Origin of the sequence: Streptomyces sp. NPDC091209 (assembly GCF_044757755.1) — a bacterium.
Lineage (GTDB): Bacteria > Actinomycetota > Actinomycetes > Streptomycetales > Streptomycetaceae > Streptomyces.
Genome location: NZ_JBIVVR010000012.1, coordinates 191,065 through 214,328, shown reverse-complemented (window position 1 = coordinate 214,328; position 23,264 = coordinate 191,065). Strand labels below are relative to the sequence as shown.

12 protein-coding genes are annotated in these 23,264 nt (G+C 70.7%); 5 read left to right on the top strand and 7 right to left on the bottom strand.

Annotated features, from left to right (window positions below):
* Window positions 1-46: 46 nt before the first annotated feature.
* The 3 genes from ACIQRL_RS31145 to ACIQRL_RS31135 are packed head-to-tail and all read right to left on the bottom strand — an operon-like array spanning window position 47 to window position 4,906.
* Window positions 47-781, bottom strand: coding sequence for a 4'-phosphopantetheinyl transferase (locus ACIQRL_RS31145; RefSeq protein WP_401337766.1), 735 nt, complete (start codon window positions 779-781; stop codon window positions 47-49).
* Window positions 778-1,773, bottom strand: coding sequence for a metallophosphoesterase family protein (locus ACIQRL_RS31140; protein ID WP_401337764.1), 996 nt, complete (start codon window positions 1,771-1,773; stop codon window positions 778-780). The genes ACIQRL_RS31145 and ACIQRL_RS31140 overlap by 4 nt, the downstream gene beginning before the upstream one ends.
* Complete coding sequence (locus ACIQRL_RS31135) at window positions 1,754-4,906, bottom strand: LuxR C-terminal-related transcriptional regulator (RefSeq protein WP_401337762.1); 3,153 nt, start codon at window positions 4,904-4,906, stop codon at window positions 1,754-1,756. The genes ACIQRL_RS31140 and ACIQRL_RS31135 overlap by 20 nt, the downstream gene beginning before the upstream one ends.
* A 563-nt stretch (window positions 4,907-5,469) precedes the next feature.
* On the opposite strand from ACIQRL_RS31135, the gene ACIQRL_RS31130 reads away from it, so the two are divergent.
* The 5 genes from ACIQRL_RS31130 (at window position 5,470) to ACIQRL_RS31110 (ending at window position 16,255) form a co-directional block, all read left to right on the top strand.
* A complete protein-coding gene (locus tag ACIQRL_RS31130; protein ID WP_401337760.1) occupies window positions 5,470-7,062 on the top strand; it encodes an acyl-CoA carboxylase subunit beta in 1,593 nt (530 codons plus the stop codon).
* Window positions 7,063-7,088: 26 nt separating this feature from the next.
* Window positions 7,089-8,078 carry an agmatinase gene (speB, locus tag ACIQRL_RS31125; protein WP_401337758.1) on the top strand — a complete coding sequence of 330 codons (990 nt, stop codon included), beginning with the start codon at window positions 7,089-7,091 and terminating at the stop codon, window positions 8,076-8,078.
* A gap of 356 nt (window positions 8,079-8,434) precedes the next feature.
* Window positions 8,435-10,147 carry a subtype B tannase gene (locus ACIQRL_RS31120; protein ID WP_401337756.1) on the top strand — a complete coding sequence of 571 codons (1,713 nt, stop codon included), beginning with the start codon at window positions 8,435-8,437 and terminating at the stop codon, window positions 10,145-10,147.
* A gap of 508 nt (window positions 10,148-10,655) precedes the next feature.
* Window positions 10,656-14,216 (top strand): choice-of-anchor D domain-containing protein, encoded by a 3,561-nt coding sequence (locus ACIQRL_RS31115; protein WP_401337754.1) that lies wholly within the window; start codon window positions 10,656-10,658, stop codon window positions 14,214-14,216.
* Between the two features lie 65 nt (window positions 14,217-14,281).
* A complete protein-coding gene (locus ACIQRL_RS31110) occupies window positions 14,282-16,255 on the top strand; it encodes a discoidin domain-containing protein (protein WP_401337752.1) in 1,974 nt (657 codons plus the stop codon).
* Between the two features lie 229 nt (window positions 16,256-16,484).
* Here ACIQRL_RS31110 and ACIQRL_RS31105 read toward each other — a convergent pair whose 3' ends face one another.
* The 4 genes from ACIQRL_RS31105 to ACIQRL_RS31090 all read right to left on the bottom strand — a co-directional run bounded on the left by ACIQRL_RS31105 (window position 16,485) and on the right by ACIQRL_RS31090 (window position 23,133).
* Entirely contained in the window at window positions 16,485-18,107 is a 1,623-nt protein-coding gene (locus ACIQRL_RS31105; protein ID WP_401337750.1) for a protease pro-enzyme activation domain-containing protein, read from the bottom strand.
* Window positions 18,108-18,231: 124 nt separating this feature from the next.
* Complete coding sequence (locus tag ACIQRL_RS31100) at window positions 18,232-21,141, bottom strand: AAA family ATPase (protein WP_401337748.1); 2,910 nt, start codon at window positions 21,139-21,141, stop codon at window positions 18,232-18,234.
* Between the two features lie 293 nt (window positions 21,142-21,434).
* Window positions 21,435-21,866: a VOC family protein gene (locus tag ACIQRL_RS31095; RefSeq protein WP_401337746.1), complete on the bottom strand. Its 432-nt coding sequence runs from the start codon at window positions 21,864-21,866 to the stop codon at window positions 21,435-21,437.
* A gap of 412 nt (window positions 21,867-22,278) precedes the next feature.
* Entirely contained in the window at window positions 22,279-23,133 is an 855-nt protein-coding gene (locus ACIQRL_RS31090; protein ID WP_401337744.1) for a slipin family protein, read from the bottom strand.
* Between the last annotated feature and the right edge of the window lie 131 nt (window positions 23,134-23,264).

The following is a 23,264-nucleotide window of genomic DNA, read 5'->3' as shown; positions in this document are numbered from 1 at the left end:
TGCCGGTCACCTCACGCTAGGGACCGGCCGCAAACCCCGACAACCCCTATCCACCCTGGTTGCGCCCCGCACCCGGGGTACCGGGAGCCACGGCCGCCGCCCGCCGGGCCGGCACGGCGATCGCCGTCACGACGAGGCCGCGCCCGGACAGCCAGCGGCCCGCGAAGCGGTCGACCAGCCGGCCGTCCGGGGCGTGCCGGGGCCGCAGCACACGCGCCGCGAAGACGCCGTGCGCCGTGCCCGTACGGGCGTCCTCGTGCTCGACGCGGAAGGCGATGTCGGCGTCGTCGAAGTCCAACTCGCTGCCCAGTGCCGGGAACCAGGTCTTGTAGACGGCCTCCTTGGCGCTGAACAGCAGCCGGTCCCGGCACAGCCGCCCGCCCGATCCGGCCCGCACCCAGGCCAGTTCGCGGGGCAGGGCGATCGACTCCAGCACCCCCTCGGGCAGCGGCCGGTCCGGCTCGGCGTCGATGCCGACCATCGCCAGGTCGGTGTCGCGGGCCAGCACCGCCGCCCGGTAGCCGGCGCAGTGCGTCATGCTGCCCACCACGCCCGCGGGCCAGCGGGGCACGTTGCGCACGCCCGGCAGCACCGGGGCGGGCGGCAGGCCCAGCGCCGTCATCGCGCGGCGGGCGCAGGCCCGTACGGTGGTGAACTCCTCGCGGCGCTGGTCGGTGGTGCGGGCCACCAGCTCCGCCTCCTCCGGGTACGGCGTCGCCGAGCCGTCCGGCCCGAAGGCCTCGGCCGCGGCGGCCGTGTCCGGCAGCAGTGCCTCGATCACGCTCCCGCCTCCTGTGCCTGGCGCGCACCCGTCCCGGCGGCGCTCCCCGCACCGGTCGTGGTGCCGACCTCCGCACCGGTCGTGGTGCCGGCCCCCTGCGGACCGGGCTCGGGCAGGATCTGCCGCAGCAGACCCCTGGGGTGGCCGCGCCGACGCCACTCGCGCGGGTAGCCGATCGACACCTCCTCGAACCGCACGCCGTCGTACCACGTGGTCCTCGGGATGTGCAGATGTCCGTAGACGACCGCGGCGGTGGTGAACCGGCGGTGCCAGTCGGCGGTGAGCACCGTGCCGCACCACTGGGCGAACTCCGGGTGCCACAGCACGTCCGTGGGCTCGCGCACCAGCGGGAAGTGGTTCACCAGCACCAGCGGCACCGCCGGGTCGTGCGCCAGCAGCCGCTTCCGGGTCTCCGCCACCCGGACCCGGCACCACGCGTCGCGGGTCGGGTGCGGGTCCGGGTGCAGCAGGTACTCGTCGGTGCACACCACGCCCGCCTCGTGCGCCCTGGCCAGCGACTCCTCCTTGGTCGTCGTGCCCGGCACCCGGAAGGTGTAGTCGTACAGCAGGAACAGCGGGGCGACCGCGACCGGGCCGCCCGGGCCGCGCCACACCGGCCACGGGTCCTCCGGTGTGCTCACGCCCAGGTCCCGGCACAACTCCACCAGGTGCCGGTAGCGGGCCTCGCCGCGGAGCTGCACCGGGTCCTCGCGCGGGGTCCACAGCTCGTGGTTGCCCGGCGTCCAGATCACCTTGGCGAAGCGCCCCGCCAGCAGCCGCAGCGCCCAGGCGATGTCGTCGGTCAGCTCGCCGACGTCCCCCGCCACGATCAGCCAGTCGTCCTCGTGCGCCGGGCGCAGCGACTCCGTGATGGGCCGGTTGTCGGCCATCCCGATGTGCAGGTCGCTGACCGCGAGCAGTCGCGGGGCGGTGGTTCCTCCGGTGCCGGGGGCTGAGGCCGCGGCGTACGGGTCAAGCGGTGTGTGCGACATCTGTGTCCAGACTGACCGGCAGATCCTGACGGTGCGTTATGTTGATCTTCCGGTAGACCCGGGTGAGGTGCTGTTCCACGGTGCTGACGGTGATGAAGAGCTTGGCGCTGATCTCGCGGTTGGTGTACCCGTGCGCGGCCAGCGCCGCCACTCTGCGCTCGGCGTCCGTCAGCGAGGCCGGCGCCGCCGGGTGCTGCCGGCCCGGATCCGCCGCCCCGTCCGGGCGGGCCGCCACGGTGCGGTCCGCGAGCCGCGCCGGCGCGTCGCCGGTGGCCTGCGCGGGAACGGTCTGCCGCTGCGGGCCGTCCGTGCGGTCCTGGCCCGGCTGGAGCGCCCGGTACAGCTCCTGCGCCGCGCAGCCCTTGGCGATCCGGCGGGCCCGCCGGGTGTGCAGCTTGAACTGGGCCGTGTCACCGAGCTGCTTGTACGCCGTACCCAGGTCGCTCAGCGCCCGCGCCAGCTCGTACCAGTCGCCGTTGTCCTGGAGCAGCGACACCGCCTCGCCCAGCAGCGCCGGGCGCTCCGCGGCCGGTCGGGCGGTGGCGAGCACCCGCAGCGCCAGCCCGCGCACCCGGGGGCCGGCGTCCCCGGCGAGCTGTTCCCGTGCGGATCGTTCCGCCTGCTCGTGGCCGCCCAGCGCCAGCCACGCCTCGGCCACGCCCACCCGCCACGGCACCAGCGCCGAACGGTCCATGTCCCAGCGCCGCATCAGCCCGCCGCAGGCGGCGAAGTCGTTCAGCGCCGCGTGGTGCCGGCCGGTGGCCAGCCGGTGCCTGCCGCGCGCGTAGAGGTAGTGCAGTCCGTAGCGGGTGCGCAGCATCGCCTCCGGCACCGGCCGGCGCACCAGCTCGCCCGCCGCCTCGTGGTCGCCCATCGCGGTGCACGCCTCGATCAGCGCGGCCAGCGGCATCCCCACGCCCACGCCCCAACTGTGCGGCGGCAGTTGCTCCAGCGCCTGCTCCGCCATGTGCCGGGCCTCCGCCAGGCAGCCCCGGCGCAGCGACATGTGCGCCCGCATCCCGCGCAGCACCGCCGTCCAGCCCGGCGCCCGCCGGTCCGCCGCCTCCACGAGCAGGCGGTCCGTCCACACGGTCGCCGTGCCCAGCCGGTCCGCGTACAGCAGCGCCAGCAGACAGGCCCGCATCCCCAGATGGGTCTCCTCCGTCAGCCGGGTCGCGGCCAGCAGCCGCTCCGCACTGTCGGCGAGCTCCTCGTCGGCCGCCTCACCCGCCCCGCCCGCGCCCAGCACCCCGTGCAGCACCCGCGCCGCCTCCAGCCGGGGATGGGCCGGCGTCACCACCGGGTCCCCGGCGAGGACCGCGTCGGCAGCGGCGACCGGCGCCCCGCCGAGCTGCTCCAGGACCGTCGGGTAGGTGTCGGCCAACAGGAGCCACAGGGTGCGCAGTTCAGCGGCGAGCGGCTCGTCCGGCTCGTCCGGCACCTCCGCCAGCGCCTGGCACAGCGCGCCCGAGGCGTCCTCGGTCCAGCCGTTCCACAGCAGGTCGCGCACGAGCCGCAGGGTGTCGGCCGGCGGCAGCAGACCCTCGCGGACCGCACCGAGCAGCGAGCGCAACTGCTGTGCCCACGCCGAGGGTTTGACCCGCCAGATGTACTGGGTGAGCGCCGCGCGCAACTGCATCCGCTCGGCCTCGTCCGCGCAGCAGTCCACCGCCAGCCGCAGACAGCGCACCGCAAGGGCGACGCGCTGCGCGGACAGCGCGGCGCGCGCGGCCTCCCGCAGCACCCGGGGCGCCCACTCCTCCTCGGGCGCGGGCATCTCGTGCGCGAGGAGCTGGGCGGCGACCGCCAGGGGCGAGGCGCCGTCCGCGTACAGCAGCCGGGCGGCGCGCAGCCGCAGCCGGGTGACCGCGTCGTCGGTCAGGCTCTCCACCACGGCGGCCCCCACGCCGCCGTGCCGGAAGCGGGTGCCGGCGAGCACGCCCGCGCGGTCCAGGGCGCTCACCACGCGGGCCGCGGTGCGTTCCTCGACCTCCACCAGCCGGGCCAGCAGCGCCATCGAGCCCGCCGAGCCCAGCAGCGCGATGCCCTGGGCCACCCGCAGCCCGTCGGGGCCGGTGCGGTGCACGCAGATCAGCGCGTTGCGCAGGAACTGCTCGTCGGCCGTGCCCGGGACGGCCGGGGCGGCCGCGGCGGCGCCGTCCGGGTACAGCCGTGGGTCGGCCGCCGGCTCGCCCAGCTCGTTGAGGTCCGTCGGCGGGTGCGGCCCGAAGGCGCCGTCCGCCTCCAGCGGGTCCGCGCCGTCGCGCCCGTCGCCCGTGTCCGCGGCCGGTACGTGGTAGGGGTCTTCGCCGCCCGGCCGGCCCAGGCGGTCCTCCAACAGGCCGAGGACCAGCAGGGGGTTGCCGCCGGTCGCGGCGTGCAGGGTGTCTGCCAGCGCGGCGGTCTGCCGGGCGGTGCGGCGGGCCGGGCGGCGCGGGGTGTGCTGACCGGTGGCCCGTACGGCCGGTACGGACCCGGTCGTCCCGGTGCCGTGCCCGGTCTCCCGCGCCGTCAGCAGTCGTGCCACGCCGTCCACGCTCAGCGGCGCCAGCCGCAGATGCACGCCGTGCCACTGGTGCAGCAGCTGTGACAGCACGCGCGGGGCCGGGCCGCCGGCGTACGGGTCGTGCGTCACCATCAAGGAGATCGGTGCGCCGGGCGAGGGGGCCCGCAGCAGCGCGTGCGCCAGGCAGTGCAAGGACTGCGGGTCGGCGTACTGCACGTCGTCTATCGCGATCAGCACCGGCCCCCGGGACCGTACGGTCGCCAGCCTGGCGTTGAACGCCTCCAGGACGTCGAGGGGGACATCCCGCCGGGCGCCCGGACCGGTGGGCCGCACGGGCGGGCGCAGCGGCGGCAACCCGGCGACGGCCGGGGCGTCGCACAGCAGTTGCTCGACCACCCCGAAGGCGACGGCCTGCTCCGCGGGCGAGGGTACCGCGGTGAGCATGTGCGGGCCGGTGTCCGCGGCGGTCTCCAGCGCGCGGTGGAGCAGAGCCGTCTTGCCCGAGGCGACGGGCCCGCTGATCACCGCGATCCTCCCGGCCCCGCGGGCGGCACCGGGAGCGGCGCCGGAGGCCGCCCCTGATATGAACGAGGTCAGCCTTCCTATCTCTTCGTCCCGCTCCACCATCACAGCCGCGAAAGCCTCTCCGTTGTATGCGAAATGGCGCCGGCGGGACGCGGTGCCGCATCCCCGCCCGGTCTCCCCGTCCCCGCACGATACGGAGGTGTCAGGCCAACTCGTATGGGATGCAGCGGGAATTCACCGCGCGTGTCCCAGGCCCCACGACACCCCAGGTTCTCCTCGTTCGGCGGGTTTCTCGAACTGTACCAACGTCACGGCACACGCTTTCGTCCACGCCATTGCAGCTTAGCCTCGTCCCGTTTCCCCGGTAACTCCGAAGAATGAACGCCCAGTTACCTCTTGGGTGGGATCAACGCTGGTCAGGTGGGTAAGGATGTCACAAGGGCCCCGAACCTCAGGGAAACCTCAAGAAATGGCGGCGGTGCGGAGAACCGGCCGATGGCCAGCCGCAATTGACCCCTCATCTTCTAGGGGTGATCGCGCCGAGAGTAGGGGTGGACAGCGGTGTCGGGCCCATTGCCCAGGCCACTTCAATTACCGAGGTGGGCGTTCGGCGCCCACCGGACCGCAGAGTCGCCCGCACCGCCGGGCCGGATTGGGGATGGTGCATGTCGACGATCCGGGAAAGCGCTTCGGCACAGGGGAGCGCCACGACGAACAACGGCAGGGTTGCCGAGTTGTGCGCCGTTCGTGAAGCCGCCGTACGCGGACCGAGCGAGAGGGCGACCGAGGCGCAGCACGCCAAGGGCAAGCTGACCGCCCGGGAGCGGATCGAGCTGCTGCTGGATCCGGACTCGTTCGTGGAGGTCGAGCAGCTTCGCCGGCACCGGGCCCAGGGCTTCGGTCTGGAGGCGAAGAAGCCGTACACGGACGGTGTCATCACCGGCTGGGGCACGGTCGAGGGCCGGACGGTCTTCGTCTACGCGCACGACTTCCGGATCTTCGGCGGCGCGCTGGGCGAGGCGCACGCGCAGAAGATCCACAAGATCATGGACAAGGCGATCGCGGCCGGCGCGCCGCTGGTGTCGCTGAACGACGGCGCGGGCGCCCGTATCCAGGAGGGCGTGAGCGCGCTCGCCGGTTACGGCGGTATCTTCCGGCGCAACACGCGAGCCTCGGGTGTCATCCCGCAGATCTCGGTGATGCTCGGCCCGTGCGCGGGCGGCGCGGCCTACAGCCCCGCGCTCACCGACTTCGTCTTCATGGTCCGCGAGACCTCGCAGATGTTCATCACCGGCCCGGACGTCGTCAAGGCGGTCACCGGCGAGGAGATCACCCAGAACGGCCTGGGCGGCGCCGACGTCCACGCGGAGACGTCGGGTGTGGCGCACTTCGCGTACGACGACGAGGAGACCTGCATCGCCGAGGTGCGCTACCTCCTGTCGATGCTGCCGCAGAACAACCGGGAGAACCCGCCGGCGGTCCGCTCCGACGATCCGGCCGACCGGCGCGGCGAGGTGCTGCTGGACCTGGTGCCCTCCGACGGCAACCGCCCGTACGACATGACCGAGGTCATCGAGGAGCTCGTCGACGACGGCGACTACCTGGAGGTCCACGAGCGCTGGGCCCGCAACATCATCTGCGCGCTGGCCCGCCTCGACGGCCAGGTGGTGGGCATCGTGGCCAACCAGCCGATGACCCTCGCCGGGGTCCTGGACATCGAGGCCAGTGAAAAGGCCGCACGCTTCGTGCAGTTGTGCGACGCCTTCAACATCCCCCTGCTGACACTCCTCGACGTACCCGGCTTCCTGCCGGGCGTGGACCAGGAGCACGGCGGGATCATCCGGCACGGCGCGAAGCTGCTCTACGCGTACTGCAACGCGACGGTGCCGCGGATCTCTCTCATCCTGCGCAAGGCGTACGGAGGTGCCTACATCGTCATGGACAGCCAGTCCATCGGGGCGGACCTCACCTACGCCTGGCCGACGAACGAGATCGCCGTGATGGGCGCCGAGGGTGCCGCCAACGTCATCTTCCGCCGTCAGATCGCCGAGGCGGAGGACCCCGAGGTCATGCGGGCGCGCATGGTCAAGGAGTACAAGGCCGAGCTGATGCACCCGTACTACGCGGCGGAGCGCGGTCTGGTCGACGACGTCATCGACCCGGCCGGGACCCGTGAGGTGCTGATCAAGTCCCTCGCCATGCTCCGGACCAAGCACGCGGACCTGCCGTCCCGCAAGCACGGCAACCCGCCCCAGTAAGCCACCGGAAAGGTACCGATCCCACCATGACCGCCCACCCCAATGGAGTGACCCCGCCGGTGCCGCCGGTGGAGTCGGACCGCACCGTCCACTTCGCGGGCCTCGCGACGTTCGGGCGGGTGCCCCGGCTCGACCAGGTGGACAAGGCGGAGGTCGCCGTCGTCGGGGTGCCCTTCGACGGGGGCGTCACCTACCGGCCCGGCGCCCGCTTCGGCAGCAACGCCATCCGCGAGGCCTCCCGCACACTGCGCCCGTACAACCCCGCGCAGGACGTCTACCCCTACCACTACAGCCAGGTCGCGGACGCCGGCGACATCACCGCCAACCCCTACAACCTCGACGAGGCCGTCGAGACCATCGAGGCCGGCGCCGACGAACTCCTCGCCACCGGAGCCCGGTTGATGACGCTGGGCGGTGACCACACCATCGCGCTGCCCCTGTTGCGCGCCGTCGCCAAGAAGCACGGTCCGGTCGCCGTCCTCCACTTCGACGCCCACCTGGACACCTGGGACGACTACTTCGGCCAGGCGTTCACCCACGGCACGCCCTTCCGGCGGGCCGTCGAGGAGGGCATCGTCGACACCTCCGCCCTCTCGCACGTCGGCACCCGCGGACCCATCTACGGCAAGCAGGACCTCGACGAGGACGCCAAGCTCGGCTTCGGCATCGTCACCTCCGCCGACGTGATGCGGCGCGGCGTCGACGAGGTCGTCGACCAGCTGCGCCAGCGCGTCGGCGACCGCCCGCTCTACATCTCCATCGACATCGACGTCCTCGACCCCGCGCACGCCCCCGGCACGGGCACCCTGGAAGCGGGCGGACTGACCTCCCGCGAACTGCTGGAGATCCTGCGGGGCCTCAGCGACTGCAAGCTGGTCTCCGCCGACCTCGTCGAGGTCGCCCCCGCCTACGACCACGCCGACATCACCTCCGTCGCCGCCAGCCACGCGGCGTACGAACTGGTGAGCATCATGTCGAAGCAGATGGCGCCGGTGCGGTGGGGGGCCGGGCAGTAGCCGCCCCATGGGCCCTGGCGCGGGCCTCCTGCGCGGGACCACTGGGGCCGTGGCGCGCCGCCGGGCGGGGGACCCGTGCAACCTGGAAACGGAGCATTTCGGCCGGCCGAGAGCTGTCCGGAAGTCCAGAGGGGAAAAGTGTCAGCAAAAGTGTCCGATAGATCGCTAGGTATATTGTTAACAATCTTGTAGCGTCCATCACGCCTTGGCCCCAAGGCATTGGCGGAGCACTTGGTGCTCAACGAGGGGAGACCCCCATGCAGCGGCTCTCCGCGTCCTTCGGACGCGATGCACTGACGCGAGCGACGGGCAGGCGTGATGGACGCCCTGTGATCGGTAGAGACTTCCTGAGAGTCGTGGCGATCACGGGATCCCTCGTGCTCACCGTCGCCCCGGTGCCTGCCTCCTTCGCGGCTGCCGGCACCGGTGCGGCCCTCTCGCGGGAGAGCGGCCATGCCGCGGACCCGCAGGACACCGCGCTGGCCTTCGACTCCACCGCCTACACGACGATCACCGTCTCGGTCGACGGCGAGCCGCTGAACGTGCGCTGGTACAAGGAGATCTGCTACGTCGCGAACCCGGTCGCCGCGGCGCCGCAGCAACCCGGCGGTCCCGGCGGCGGCAGCACCACGATCCCCAACACCGCCTGCGGCTACGAGAGTATGAACGTCTTCGTCCCCGAAAGCGCCTTCGGCAACCAGCAGGCGCCGATCTACTTCGCGGTGAACAACGGCGGCTGGATGGCCAGTTACATCAAGGCGAGCGTGACCGACGGCACCTCCTACGACAGCGCGACGAGCAACGTCGGCGCCGCGCTGAAGGCCGGCTATGTCTTCGCCGACGTCGCCAACCGCAGCCGCGGACTGATCGGCGCCGACGGCACGTCTCCCGGCAAAGCGCCTGCCGCGGTGGTCGACGCCAAGGCCGCCGTCCGCTACCTGCGCCTCAACGACGCGGCGATGCCCGGCAGTTCCGAGCGGATCGTCGTGAACGGCACCAGCGGCGGCGGCGCCCTGTCCTCGATCCTGGGCGCGTCCGGCAACAGCACCGAGTACGACCCCTACCTCGCCGCGATCGGCGCCGCGGGCATCGATGCGAAGGGCCGAAGCACCCTGCGCGACGACGTCTTCGCCGTCAACGCGTACTGCCCGATCACCGACCTCGGCAACGCCGACATCGCCTATGAGTGGCTGTACAACATCCTCGGCACCCGCGACACCTCCGGTGAGAACCCCTCACCTGCGGACGCCGCGGCCATCGCGGCCCAGTTTCCCGCGTACGAGAAGAGCCTCGGGCTGCGCAATCCCGACGGCTCCCGGCTCACCGCCGCGAACATGCTCGACACCATCAGGAAAGAGGTCATCCGCTCCGCGGAGACCTACCTGAAGGCGGATCCCGCCAACACGATTCCGCCTCTGGGCGGCACCTTCGAGATCCAGTCCGGTGGCCCCGGAGGCCCGCCCACCACCAAGTCGTACGTCAACGACTGGATCGACGCCGACAACGTGACCGGCAAGGTGCTCTCTGTCGACATGGCGAAGTACCTCGCCTTCGTCGCCACCCAGGCCGTCCTCAAGACGACTCCCGCCTTCGACGCCGTGGGCGTCAACGGCAACACCACCAGCGGCACGGAGACCAACCTCTTCGGCCCGCCGACCCAGAAGTACATGAACTACACCGAGTACAGCTGGAATCACAACAATGTCGCCGGCGACGGAAGCGGCACCGACGACACCGGGCTGACCTGGGACCAGTACACCAGCGAGAAGAGCACCACCGTCGACGACCAGGTCCACCTGATCAACCCGATGGACTTCGTCGGCACCGGTGCCGACACCGCGCCGAACTGGTACGTCCGCAACGGCACCCGTGACCGGGACACCTCGTTCATCATCTCGCTCAACCTCGACCGCGCCCTCGAAGCGGACAAGCAGGTCAAGAACGTCGACTACCAGCTCGCCTGGAACAGGCCGCACGCCGGCAACTACGACGTGCCCGAGGCCATGGCCTGGATCGCCGACGTAGTGCGCGCTGCCGGCGCCCCGCTTGCCCCCGGCCACCACGGATAGGCCGGCAGCGGCAGCGGCAGCGGCAGCGGTCGGGGGCGGAGCGTGACCTGCGGGCGGTGCTCGGTTGGGGTGCAATCTCCGCACCCGCAAGGCGCCGAGAGGCCATGCGTGCCCCATCCGATATTTGCGGACTTAAGTAAGAAACTTGCAATAACTCGAGTGGCTCGATCGTGACGGAGGGCAGTCCAGGCTCACCCTTTCTGTACCTCCTGACCCCGCCCTCCTCGCGGTAAGTACCGTCGGACGCCCCGTCCGGCGGTACTGCCATGTGTGGGGCCCGGTGCTGGACGCGGCCTCAAGGTGGAGCATTAGATCTTGCAGGCGGCATTTTTATTGTTGCAATGTTCTGTCTAGTTCTTGCGCGTCCATGTCGAGGATATTACGGTCCCCCTCGCGTCGTCCGCACCCCCTGCCCTCCTCTGTCTCCCGTCTCCCCTTGAGCCCGTTCCTCCCTCTCTGGCGGTGTCGGCGGCACGGTTCCGGCATTTCGCGATGAAAGGAGTGGCACGTGTTCCATTCCATCCGAGATCTGAGACGAGCCCTCGTCTGGGCGGTCAGCACCGCGATGGTGGCTGCCTTCGGCGTCTTCGCTCTGACTGTCCCACCTGCCTGGGCGGCGACCGCTGCCACCGGCGGCAGCGGCGCGAGCCTGCCGTACGTCGAGGTGCAGGCGGAGAACTCCGCCACCAACGGCGCGTCCATCGGCCCGAGTTACACCCAGGGCCAGTTGGCCGACGAGGCGTCGTACCGCAAGGCGACGACGCTCCAGGGCACCGGCGAGTACGTCACGTTCACCACGCCGGTGGCGACCAACTCGATCAACTTCCGGTACAGCATCCCCGACACCTCGGGCGGCTCGGTCTACACCGCCTCGCTGTCCCTGTACGTCAACGGCGTCAAGCAGCCCGACTTCACCCTGACCAACGCCTACAGCTGGTACTACGGCAGCTACCCCTTCACCAACTCGCCGGGCAGCAACCCGCACCACTTCTTCGACGAGGCCCACCGCCTGTTCTCCACCACCTATCCGGCGGGAACGACCTTCAAGCTGCAGGTCGATTCAGGGGACACCGCCTCCTCGTACACGATCGACTTCGCCGACTTCGAGCAGGTCGGCGCCGCCCTGAACGCACCCTCGGGGTCGGTGTCGGTGACCAGCAAGGGCGCCGACTCCACCGGTGTGAGCGACGCGACCAGCGCGTTCAACGCCGCGATCAGCGCGGCCGGCCCCGGCGGCACCGTGTGGATCCCGCCGGGCACCTACAACATCCCCGGCCACATCAGCGTCAACAACGTCACGATCGCCGGCGCCGGCATGTGGTACTCGACCGTCACCGGCACGGCACCCGGCTTCTACGGCAGCTCCGCACCCTCGGCCAGTACCGGCGTGCACCTCCAGAACTTCGCGATCTTCGGCAATGTGCAGGAACGCGACGACAGCGCCCAGGTCAACGGCATCGGCGGCGCGATGAGCAACTCGACCGTCTCCAACCTGTGGATCGACCACATGAAGGTCGGCGCCTGGATGGACGGGCCGATGGACGGGCTGACGTTCAGCGGCATGCGCATCCGCGACACCACCGCCGACGGCATCAACTTCCACGGCGCCGTCACCAACTCGAAGGTGACCAACAGCGACATCCGCAACACCGGTGACGACGGCATCGCCACCTGGGCGGACTCCGGCATCGGTGCCGACGCCAACGACACGATCTCCGACAACACCGTGTCCCTGCAGATCCTCGCCAACGCCATCGCGATCTACGGCGGCCACGACAACACCGTCAGCGGCAACCGGGTGGTGGACACCGGCCTCGCCCAGGGCGGCGGCATCCACGTCGGGCAGCGCTTCACGTCGACGCCGGTCGGCACCACCACGATCTCCGACAACACCATGATCCGGGCCGGCAGCCTCGACCCGAACTGGCAGTTCGGCGTCGGCGCACTGTGGTTCGACGGCAGCCAGGGCGCGATCACCGGCCCGGTCAACGTGACCAACGCGCTGATCCAGCAGAGCCCGTACGAAGCCGTCCAGTGGGTCGAAGGCACCATCAGCGGGGTCAACCTCAACAACGTGACCATCGCCGGCACCGGAACCTTCGCCCTGCAGGAACAGACCGGCGGCGCGGCGAAGTTCACCAACGTCACCGCGACCGGCGTCGGTTACTCGTCCCCGGTGTACAACTGCTCGGGCGGGAACTTCGTCGTCACCGACGGCGGCGGCAACTCCGGCATCAGCGGCACCCCGTACTGCGGCGGTTGGCCGGCCCCGGTCTACCCGCCCTACCCGTCCGAAGGCGTGACGGCCACCCCCGGCGCGCTCAACTTCGGTTCGGTCCCGACCGGTTCGACGAGCGTGGCGCAGACCGTGACGGTCTCCAACCCGACCAACACCGCCGCGTCCGTCTCGTCGATCTCCGCCGGCGGCGACTACTCCCAGACCAACACATGCGGCTCGTCGATCGCGGCGAACGGCTCGTGCACCATCAGCGTGAAGTTCGCGCCGACGGCGACCGGCAGCCGTAGCGGATCTCTGACCGTCAACGCGGGCGGGATCACCAACACGGTCAGCCTCTCCGGTACCGGCACCGCGCCCGGCCCGGTCCTGAACACCGACCCGGCTAGCCTGGCCTTCGACGCCACGGTGGTCGGCTCGTCGGCCACCGCGCAAGCGGTGAAGGTGACGAACTCGGGCACCGCGTCGGCGACCGTCTCGGCCGTCGCGGCGACCGGTGACTTCAGCCAGACCAACAACTGCTCCACCCTCGCGGTCGGCGCGTCCTGCACGGTGAACGTCGGGTTCAAGCCCACCGCGGGCGGATCCCGTACCGGCAACCTGACCGTCACCAGCAACGCCAACAACAGCCCGACCGTCGTCTCCCTGACCGGCAGCGGCATCGACAGCACCACCAATGTCGCCGCCGGGCGGCCGGCGACGGCGAGTTCGGGCAACAGCCCGTACGTCGCCTCGAACCTCACCGACCCGGACGCGTCCACGTACTGGGAGGGCACGAACGGTTCGTTCCCGCAATGGGCCCAGGTCGACCTCGGCCAGAACTACAGCGTGGGCAAGGCCGTGCTCAAGCTCCCGCCGGCGACGGCGTGGTCGGCTCGCACGCAGACGCTGTCGGTGCAGGGATCCACGGACGGTTCGAGCTTCTCCACGATCAAGGCATCGGCCGGGTACACCTTCGACCCGAACGCCAACAACAACACGGTGACCATCACGTTCAGCGCCGCCACGGCGAGGTACGTGCGGGTGAACATCACCGCCAACACAGGCTGGAAAGCCGCCCAGTTGTCGGACTTCGAGGTGTTCCCCAGCGGCGGCGGCTCCTCGCCGGCGACCCTGTCGGCCGACCCGACCTCGCTGACGTATCCCACCCAGGCGCTCAACACCTCCAGCAGCGCGCAGACGGTCACGGTGACCAACACCGGAACCGCGGCCGCGACCGTCTCCGGCATCACCGTCACGGGTGACTTCTCGCAGACCAACAACTGCGGGACATCGATCGCGGCGAACGCCTCCTGCACGGTGAACGTCACCTTCAGGCCCACCGCGTCCGGCACCCGCACCGGCGATCTCAGCATCGCCAGCAACGCGTCGAACGGCACGACCACGGTCGCGCTGACCGGCACCGGCGCCGGCACGGTGAGCAGGAACCTGGCAGCCGGCGCGGCCACCACCGAGTCCAGCCACACCGACGTGTACGCCTCGTCGAACGTGACGGACGGCAACCAGGGTTCGTACTGGGAGAGCGCCAACAACGCCTTTCCGCAGTGGGTCCAGGTGGACCTCGGTTCCGCACAGAGTGCGAGCCGCGTCGTCCTCCAACTCCCTGCGGGCTGGGGCGCCCGCAACCAGACGCTGTCCCTGTCGGGCAGCACCGACGGCTCCGCCTTCACCACCATCAAGTCGTCGGCCACGTACACCTTCGACCCCACCACCAACAACACGGTCACCATCACGTTCACCGCGACCACCCAGCGATACGTCCGGGTGAACATCACGGCGAACAACGGCTGGCCGGCCGGTCAGATCTCGGAGTTCCAGGTCTGGAACACCTGACCTGACTCGATGGTGCCGCCGAGCGCGGGCGCGCTCGGCGGCACCGACCACCGGAAGGAGTACAGATGGGTGTCACACGCAGAGTCTTCTTACGGGCCGCGATCACGGCCACCGCGGTGGGCACGGTGGGAGCCGCCGAGACCGCACTCGCCCCGACCGCGTCGGCAGCCAGTGCGCCGGGCGACGTGGTCGGCAGGATCAGCGTCGGCTACCAGGGCTGGTTCGCCTGCATCGGCGACGGCGCGCCCATCAACGGCTGGTGGCACTGGACCCAGAACTGGGGCCAGCCGCCGTCCCCGTCCAACACCGGCATCAAATGCTGGCCCGATACGCGGGACTACACCAGGACGTACCAGACGTCGTACGCCGCCCTCGGCAACGGCCGGCCCGCCACGCTGTTCTCCTCGTACGACCAACAGACGGTGAACACGCACTTCTTGTGGATGCAGCAGAACAACATCGACACCGCGGCACTCCAGCGCTTCAACCCCACCGGCGGAGAGGGCCCCACCCGCGACGCCATGGCGACCAAGGTGCGCGGCGCCGCCGAGTCGTACGGGCGGAAGTTCTACATCATGTACGACGTCTCCAACTGGACGAACATGCAGTCCGAGATCAAGACGGACTGGACGGCCAAGATGTCCGCGCACACCGCGTCCTCGGCGTACGCGAAGCAGAACGGCAAGCCGGTCGTCTGCATCTGGGGCTTCGGCTTCAACGACCCCAACCACCCCTTCACCGCCGACGCCTGCCTCGACGTCGTCAACTGGTTCAAGGGACAAGGCTGTTACGTCATCGGCGGTGTCCCGCGCGAATGGCGGACCGGCACCGGGGGCTCGCAGCCCGGCTTCCTGGGTGTCTACCACGCCTTCAACATGATCTCGCCGTGGATGGTCGGCGCCATCGGCAACGTGACCGAGGCCGACAACGCCTACACCACCTACACCGTCCCCGACCAGGCCGACTGCAACGCCAACGGCATCGACTACCAGCCCTGCGTCCTGCCCGGCGACGTCTCCGGCCGGCAGCGCGCGCACGGCGACTTCATGTGGCGGCAGTTCTACAACGTGGTGCGGGCCGGGGTGCAGGGCATCTACATCTCGATGTTCGACGAGTACAACGAGGGCAACCAGATCGCGAAGACCGCCGAGACCCAGGCGTGGGTGCCCACCGACTCCGGATTCCTCGCCCTCGACGAGGACGGCACCGCCTGCTCCGCCGACTACTACCTTCGCCTGACCGGCGACGGCGGCCGCATGCTCAAGGGCCAGATCGCGCTGACCGCCACCCGCCCCACCCAGCCGGTCGTTCCCACCGGCGGTGACACCACACCGCCCGCCGCGCCGACTGCCCTGACCGTCACCGGGCACACCAGCGACTCCGTCTCGCTGGCCTGGAACACGTCGACCGACAACGTCGGCGTGACCGGCTACCGCGTCCTGCGGGTGTCCGGCTCGACCAGCACACAGGTGGGCACCACCAGCGCAACCTCTCTCACCGTCAACGGACTCGGCGCGTCCACCGCGTACACCTTCGACGTCGTCGCCCTCGACGCGGCGGGAAACGTGTCGCAGCCCTCCAACCAGGTCACCGTCACCACCGACCCCCCATCCAGCACGACCGACCTCGCCCTCCACCGCCCCACCTCGGAGAGCAGCCACACCCAGACCTACGGCTCGGGCAACGCGACCGACGGCGACACCAACACCTACTGGGAGTCCGCCAACAACGCCTTCCCGCAGTGGGTCCAGGTCGATCTGGGCGCCACGACCGGTGTCAAACGGATCGTCCTCCACCTTCCCCCGGCCACCGCCTGGGCCACCCGTACCCAGACCATCTCCGTCCAGGGCAGCACGGACGGCGGCACCTTCGCCCAGCTTCTCGCCCCGGCGGGCTACACCTTCGACCCGGCAACCGGCAACACCGCGACCCTCACGGTCCCCTCCACCGCCACCACCCGCTACGTACGCCTCACCTTCACCGCCAACAACGGCTGGCCGGCCGGGCAGGTCTCGGAGTTCCAGGTCTTCGGCGCCTGATGAACAGAGGGCCCCGAGCGCGGCACAGGCAGAAGGGCCGGCTCGGGAGGGATTTCCTCCCAGGCCGGCCCTTTGCCGGCCGATCGGTCAGTGGCGGTCCCTCCTCGCAGGCCCACGAGAGCCGGCTCGTGAACACGAAGCCCGTGGGTGCCTTGAGGAACGGACCCGTAGCGCGGGCCGGGAGTGATCCCGGCCCGCGCCTCATTGGTCGGCCTTCGGTCTGCGGGGGTCAGCCGAGCAGCTTGCTCGCCAGTGTCGCCGCGTTGTACGAGCCCCATCCGCTGGTGAAGTCCCAGCCGGTGGCCGCGGAGTAGGCGCCGTTGCTGCCGCTGGTGATGTCGTGGAAGCCGGTGCCGTTCGCCGTGTAGAGGGCGGGGTTGGCGAAGCCGAGGTTGGCCTTGCCGGCGGCCGCGGCCTGCTGGTTGTACAGCGCGGCGAACGCCGCCCATTCGGGTGCGGCGGCGCTGGTGCCACCGACCGCGGTCCAGGAGCCCTGCGAGTAGACCGAGACGCCGGGGCTGGGGTTGGCGTGGGCCGAGACGTCCGGCACCTGGCGGTAGCCGCCACCGGCGCTCTTCTGTACCGCGGTCTGCCAGCTGGGGATCTTGAAGACGGAGGACTTTCCGCCGCCGCCTCCGGACCAGGCCACCTCCTTGCTCCAGACGTTGGACGAGGTGACCGTCAGCTTGGTGCCGCCGACGCCCGTGACGTACGGGTCGCTGGCCGGGTAGTCGACGGAGGTGCCGCCGTTGCCGGCGTCGTCGGAGCCGCTGTCTCCGGAGGCCGCGTAGAAGCCGAGGCCCTGGGCGGCGCCCGCCTTGAAGACGGCGTCAACGGCGTTGATGTTGGAGGTGGTGCGCGCGCTCTCGGCGGCGCCCCAGCTGATCGAGGTGGTCGGGATGCCGCTGTCGACGATGGCCTGGTAGGTGTCGACCTCGCCCGCGTCGGAGTTGGGGCCCTCGAAGACCGTGACGTTCGCCTTGGGCGCGATCGCGTGCAGGACCTCGATGTCCAGCTCGACCTCGACCTGGCCGTCGCCGAGCGCGCCCGAGCCGCCGTCCACCGTCTGCACCGTCGGGGTGGGCGAGCCCAGGCTGTAGTTGGTGTCGTACTTGGTGATGTTGGACTGCTGGAAGCCGTCGAACTCGATCAGCGCGAGCTTCTGGCCGCTGCCGGTGTACGTACCGGAGACGTTGTAACCGCCCTTGAGCTGCGCCGGGGTGTAGCCGCCGCCCGGGCCGTTGTGGGGGGTCACGGTGGAGGGCGCCTGGTGGTGCAGCTGGACGCGGTTGTTGAGTCCGGCCACGTCGCTGACGAGGGAGGCGATGGCGGTCGGCAGGGTCGGCGCGGTGTCGTTGGCGTAGAACGAGCGCCCCGACGAGGCGTCCTTCCAGGTCGACAGCTTGGTACCGAAGGCCTTCTCCAGCTGGGCGGCGGTGCCGCTGGCGTCGACCAGCAGGTTCCCCGAGTGGACGGCGGTGACGGTGACCCCCTGCGAACGCAGGTACTCCTTCAGGTGCTTGACCTCGGCATCGGTCCGGCCGAAGCGCGCGGCGAACTGGTGCTTCGTCAGGTAGTGGCCGTAGGAACTCGACCGCGGGTCGCTGACCTTCGCCACGAAGGTGTCGAGTGCCTTGGCGTCTCTGGGAGCCAGGCTGATCGCCACCGATATCCGCTTCCCCGCGGCGACGTTGCCGGTGCGGGTCGCGTTCTTGTTCAGGCCCTTCAGGACATCACCGTTCACGGCCGAGGTCGCGTGCGGCTGGGGAGTGCCGACGGCGTAGGCGGCGGGGACGGCGGCGGCGAGCAGTGCCGGTACGGCGACCAGGCCGACCAGTTTCAGACGTGACATCACTGAGGTTCTCCGGAAGGTGGGGGTGGTGTCCCGGAAGCGGAACTGCTTCAACGTAGGAACATCAGCCCCACCCGCATAAGCGGGGGAACCCTTGCTTCACGTGTTAACTACTGATGTCACGTCAACGGCGTGTGTCGAAGGTACGGGGAATCCGCATGCGGCCGACCTGACTCGCCGTCACTGTCTGGTCCGGCGGCCTTACTCGGTCGTCCTCTCCGGAATCCACGGCCGCCCCCGACGCGATGACGGCGACCGCCATCGCGTGCGCGAGCGCGGTGCGCGAGCGGACCCCGAACTTGCGGTAGACCCGCGACAGGGCGCCCTCCACCGTCTTGACACTGATGAACAGCTCCGCGGCGACTTCCCTGTTGGTGGCCCCGCCGCCGACCAGTCCGGCGATCCTGGCTTCCGTGGGGGTGAGTTCGGGTCTGCCCGAGCCTGCCTCACCTCTCCGGTCTCCGGCTTCCAGCCGCGAGAGCTCGTCCCTGGCCCGCGCCGCGAGCGGAGCGGCGCCGATGAGTGTCGCGGTCTCCAGCGCCTCGCCGAGGGCCGTTCGCGCCGCGTTCCTGCGGCGCGCGCGACGTTCGGCCGCACCGAGCGCGATCAGAGTACGCACCAGCTCCACGGGCAACGGCAGTCGACGCAGCTGGTCCACGGCGGCACGCAGCCGTACCGCCCCCTCCTTCGCCCGGCCGATCGCCGCCTCACGCAGTCCCTCCGCCCTCTCCAGAGCCGCCAGTACGCTCCCGGGCGCATCGTCGGACACCCGCGTGCGGGCCTCGCGGATCACGGCCCCGGCCGCGTCCGTGTCGCCCAGGACGACCAGGGCTTCGGCCAAGTCGCCGTACCAGTGCAGCAAGGGCGGGTCTGCGGCGGACATGGATGCGCCGAGTTCCTTGACGCGTTGCAGCGCCTCGACCGCGGCGGCCGCCCCCCGTGGGTCGCCGCCGAGCAGCTCGGCCTGCCCGAGCACCGCCAGCGCGCGCAGCAGGAACAACCGGTCGCCGTCCGCCTCCGAAGCCCGTACCGCCTGTTCGGCGAGGTGCCGGGCCTCGTCGGCGGTGCCGCCCGCGGTGGCCGCGAGCGCCGCCGCGTACAGCGTCGGAGCCGCCTGTACGCCCGTCTCGGCCAGGGCACGCGAGCAGCGGGCGGCGGTGCGCAGCGCCTCACGGCAGTGCCCCGAGCGGACCTGAATACGGGTCAGTGCCACCAACGTCGCCATGACCTCCTCGACCCCGGCGAACTCACCTATTTCCGCCAGGAGTCCGGCGACCTGCGTCCGGGCCTCGGTCACCTTGTCGGAGTCCAGGGCGAGGATCGCCCGCATCCGGATCAGTCCCCAGCTCTCCGGGCCGGCGCCGGCGCCGCCGGCCAGGGCGAGTGCCTCCTCGAGCGCGGCGTCGGCGGCGACCGGTTCCCCGGCAAGGGACCGCACCCGGGCGAGGGTGGCGAGTGCCCCGATCCGGGTGTCCGTGTCTCCTGCCCGGGCCGCCTGCCGGGCGGCGCGCCGGGCGTACCGGGCCGCCTCCTCCAGTTCCCCGCACAGCAAGCCCCGTAGCGCCGCCCAGTGGTGCAGCCATGCTTCCGCCTCCGGGTCGCCGTCGGCGTCCCGCAGGCCCTCCTCGATCAGCTCATGGGCGCCCTCCAGCGCCTGCCCGGCATTGCGCAGCAGGATCAGCCGGGCCCGCACCCGCTGCCGTGCGGAACCCGACTCGGCGAGGACGGTCTCGGCCAACTGCCCCGCCTCCTCCACTTGTCCGGCGTCGCAGGCGTACTCGGCCGCGGCCAGCAGTCGCTCGGCGCGATCCACGGGGCTGTCGCCGGGAGTGCGTCGGGCAGCGAACTCGGCCAGTTCGAAGGCGGTGTCGGGTGCGCCGTGGCGGCGTGCGTACGCGGCCGCGGACATCAGCGTGCGGGCGATGGCCTCGTCCTCGTGCGGGTGGGCGAGGGCGAGGTGGCGGGCCTGTTCCACGGGCTCGGTCACCGCACGGGCCAGCAGGGCGTGTGCCTGCCGACGGCTGTGCTCCGGGGCGTCGGTATAGACGGCGGCCCGGAGCATCGGATGCCGGAAACGTATGGTCCCGCCGATGTCGACCGTCGCGACGCCCATGCCATCGGCCTCCGCGAGGTCCGCGGCGGGGTCATGGATTCCGGCGGCGCGCAGCAGAGTGAGGCTGGGGTGGGCGGCGGCGCTCGTCACGAGGAGGGTGCGCCGTGCTCTCTCCGGCAGTGTGCGCACCTGGTCCAGCAGCAGGGTACGCAGCCTTCGGGGTACGGGCAGCGCCGGGCCGAAGACGACCGGCGCTCCGTCGCGCAGCGCCTCCCGCCCCAACTCCAGTGCGTACCAGGGGTTCCCGGCAGCGGTGTCCTGGATGGCCCGCAGCACCGCCGGTGGCAGGTCGGCACCGAACCCGGTGCGCACGAGGTGGGCCACCTCGCTGTCCGCCAGTGGGGGCACGGGAAGTCCGACGGTGCCCGGTGGGCAGCAGCGCAGCCGTTCGGGCTGCTCGCCGTCGGCCACCCGCTCCGCGGCCACCATCCGTACGTCGAGGTCCTCGACACGGCGTGCGGCGAAGGCGAGCACCTCGGCGCTGGGCTCGTCGAGCCACTGCAGGCCGTCGACGACCAGCAGAACGGGGCCGGTGGCGGCCAGCGTTCGCAGCACTTCGAGGACGGCGACGCGCACCGCGAGACGGCTCCGGTCGTCGTCCGGTTCCCGGCCGCGCAGCAGGGCGGCCCTCAACGCAGCCCGGGGCACGGGTGCCAGGGTCTCCAGGAGACTCTCCGGCACCCGGGCGAACAAATCGATGAGGCCGACGAACGGGAGCCGAGCGTCCTCCGGTACGGGCGAGCAGTGCAGCACCGTGCCGGCCGGCCGGTCGTGCGCGGCCAAGGACGTCATGAGGGCGGCCACGAGCAACGACTTGCCGATCCCCGGGGGACCGTGGAAGAGCACTCCGGGACGGGCCGTCAACTCGGCCCGGGCGGTGCCGAGCAGCTCGCGGCGCCCGGTCAAGGACCGTACGTCCATGGCCGTCGGCCGCCCTTTGCCATGGCGGTGGCACTGGCGGTCTTCGTGCATGCCGCGTCCGGTGACGGGCTACGACCGGCGCCGAGGGCGGAGTCGTCGGCTCGGTGAGTGCAGCAGGTCGCAAGGCATCGCAGCATGTGTTCATGACAACCTTCGCGGATTCGGCTTGTCAATGACGTCTGTCACGCCGCCCGTCCGCCAGGTTCCCGCTGGTGCCCTGCACTGTGTCGTCGCTGCCCCTCTGCCCCCTGTGCCCGCCCGGATGACGCTGCAGACGCTGGTCGCAGCATGCGTCAGTCGGTCGTGACGGACGTTCCACCCCATTCCTCCGGGGCAACGTCTGCGAGCGTCTGCGAGAACGTCCACTGGTGGCCCGCAAGGTCCTCGGCGGTGTACTGCCGTTCGCCGTACTCGAAATCGGTCGGTTCCATGATGATGCGTGCACCATGCTTCCGGGACCGCTCGTAGTGGGCGCCAATGTCTTCCACGCGCACCGTCGTCGAGTGGGTGACCTCGCCGGGGCGTGGCGGGCGGCGATCATTTCGTACATCTCCGACGATCACGGCACCATCGCCGAAACTGAGCTGTGCGCGGTGGTCCTCGCCGATCCGCACCCGCTCGGCGAACCCGAAGGCTGCGCCGAGCCAGGCGACCGCCTCGCGCACATCGGGATAGATCAGGACGGGGATGACCGTCGACGCCGGAATGGAGCGATTCGGCTTCATGTCTGACTCCAGACGTTTGGGCCGCGCCGCGCGACTGAAGTACGTACCCGCCGGCGGGCGGCAGGGCTGCTCGTCACCGGAAGCCGTCGCGGACGCGGAAGAAGGTCGTCCGATCTCGGCTCCAATTTAGCGGAGCAGCATCTGCGTGGGCCGCCACAGCCGCCAGAGCCGCTACGGCGGGTCGGCCCTCCTCGGACCCTCGGGACCTCGGGACCTCGGAGCGGTCTCCGATGAGGCGGAGAGCGAGTTCGAAACGGTCGAACGGGGAGGCGCTGGGCGGCCGTACGGAGGGCGGCCCCGGTGCATCCGTATCAACCGGTAGTGGGCCGCCGGGGTCCAGCACGTCCGGCGCACGGCGGTGGCCTGCCAGGACACCTTTCCTGGCAGGCCACCGCCATGGTGACGCGGTTGATCAGACGGCCTTGGTCGCCCCGTTCATGACGGGGTCCGGGCTGGTCGTGGTGCCGTCGGCGGACGGCGGCGTCGCGGCGTGCGCGGCCGCGGTCTCGCGGGCGAGGAAGGAGCCGAGCTCGCCGATGGTGCTCATCAGCGGGGCGGGGAAGACGACGGTGGTGTTCTTGTCGACGCCGATCTCCACCAGACTCTGCAGATTGCGCAGTTGGAGGGCCAGGGGATGGTCCATCATGATGTCCGACGCCTCCCCGAGGGCCGCGGCGGCCAGGGACTCGCCCTGGGCATTGATGATCTTCGCCCGCTTCTCCCGCTCGGCCTCGGCCTGACGGGCCATCGCGCGCTTCATGCTGTCGGGCAGCTGGATGTCCTTGAGCTCGACCAGGGTGACCTCCACGCCCCACTCGACGGTGGCGACATCGAGGATCCCGCGGATGTCCAGGTTGATGCGGTCGGTCTCCGACAGCGTCTCGTCCAGGGTGTGCTGTCCGACGACCTTGCGCAGCGTGGTCTGTGCGATCTGATTGATCGCCGCGTGTACGTTCTCGATCGCGATGACCGACTTCACGGCATCCACGACGCGGAAGTACGCCACCGCCGACACGTCGACGCTGACGTTGTCGCGCGTGATGATCCCCTGCGACTGGATGGGCATCGTGACGATCCGCAGCGAGACCCGGTGCAGGACATCGACGAACGGAATGATGAACCGCAGACCGGGAGAGCGAGGGCCCACCAGCCGTCCGAACCGGAACAGCACGCCCTTCTCGAACTGTTTGACGACCTTGATGGCCATGGCGATCGCCACGATGACCAGCAGGGCCACCACGACGATCAGGAAAACGAGTACTCCCATGTGCTGCTCCTCAGATAGGGCACGAGACCGCTGGCCCTTCACGCTCCAGCCGGAGCACGAAGGACACGGAAGCCGGACCGGGCTCGTGCGCCAGAAGGGTTGAAAAGCCCCCAGTGGCGGCCCCGTTGGGC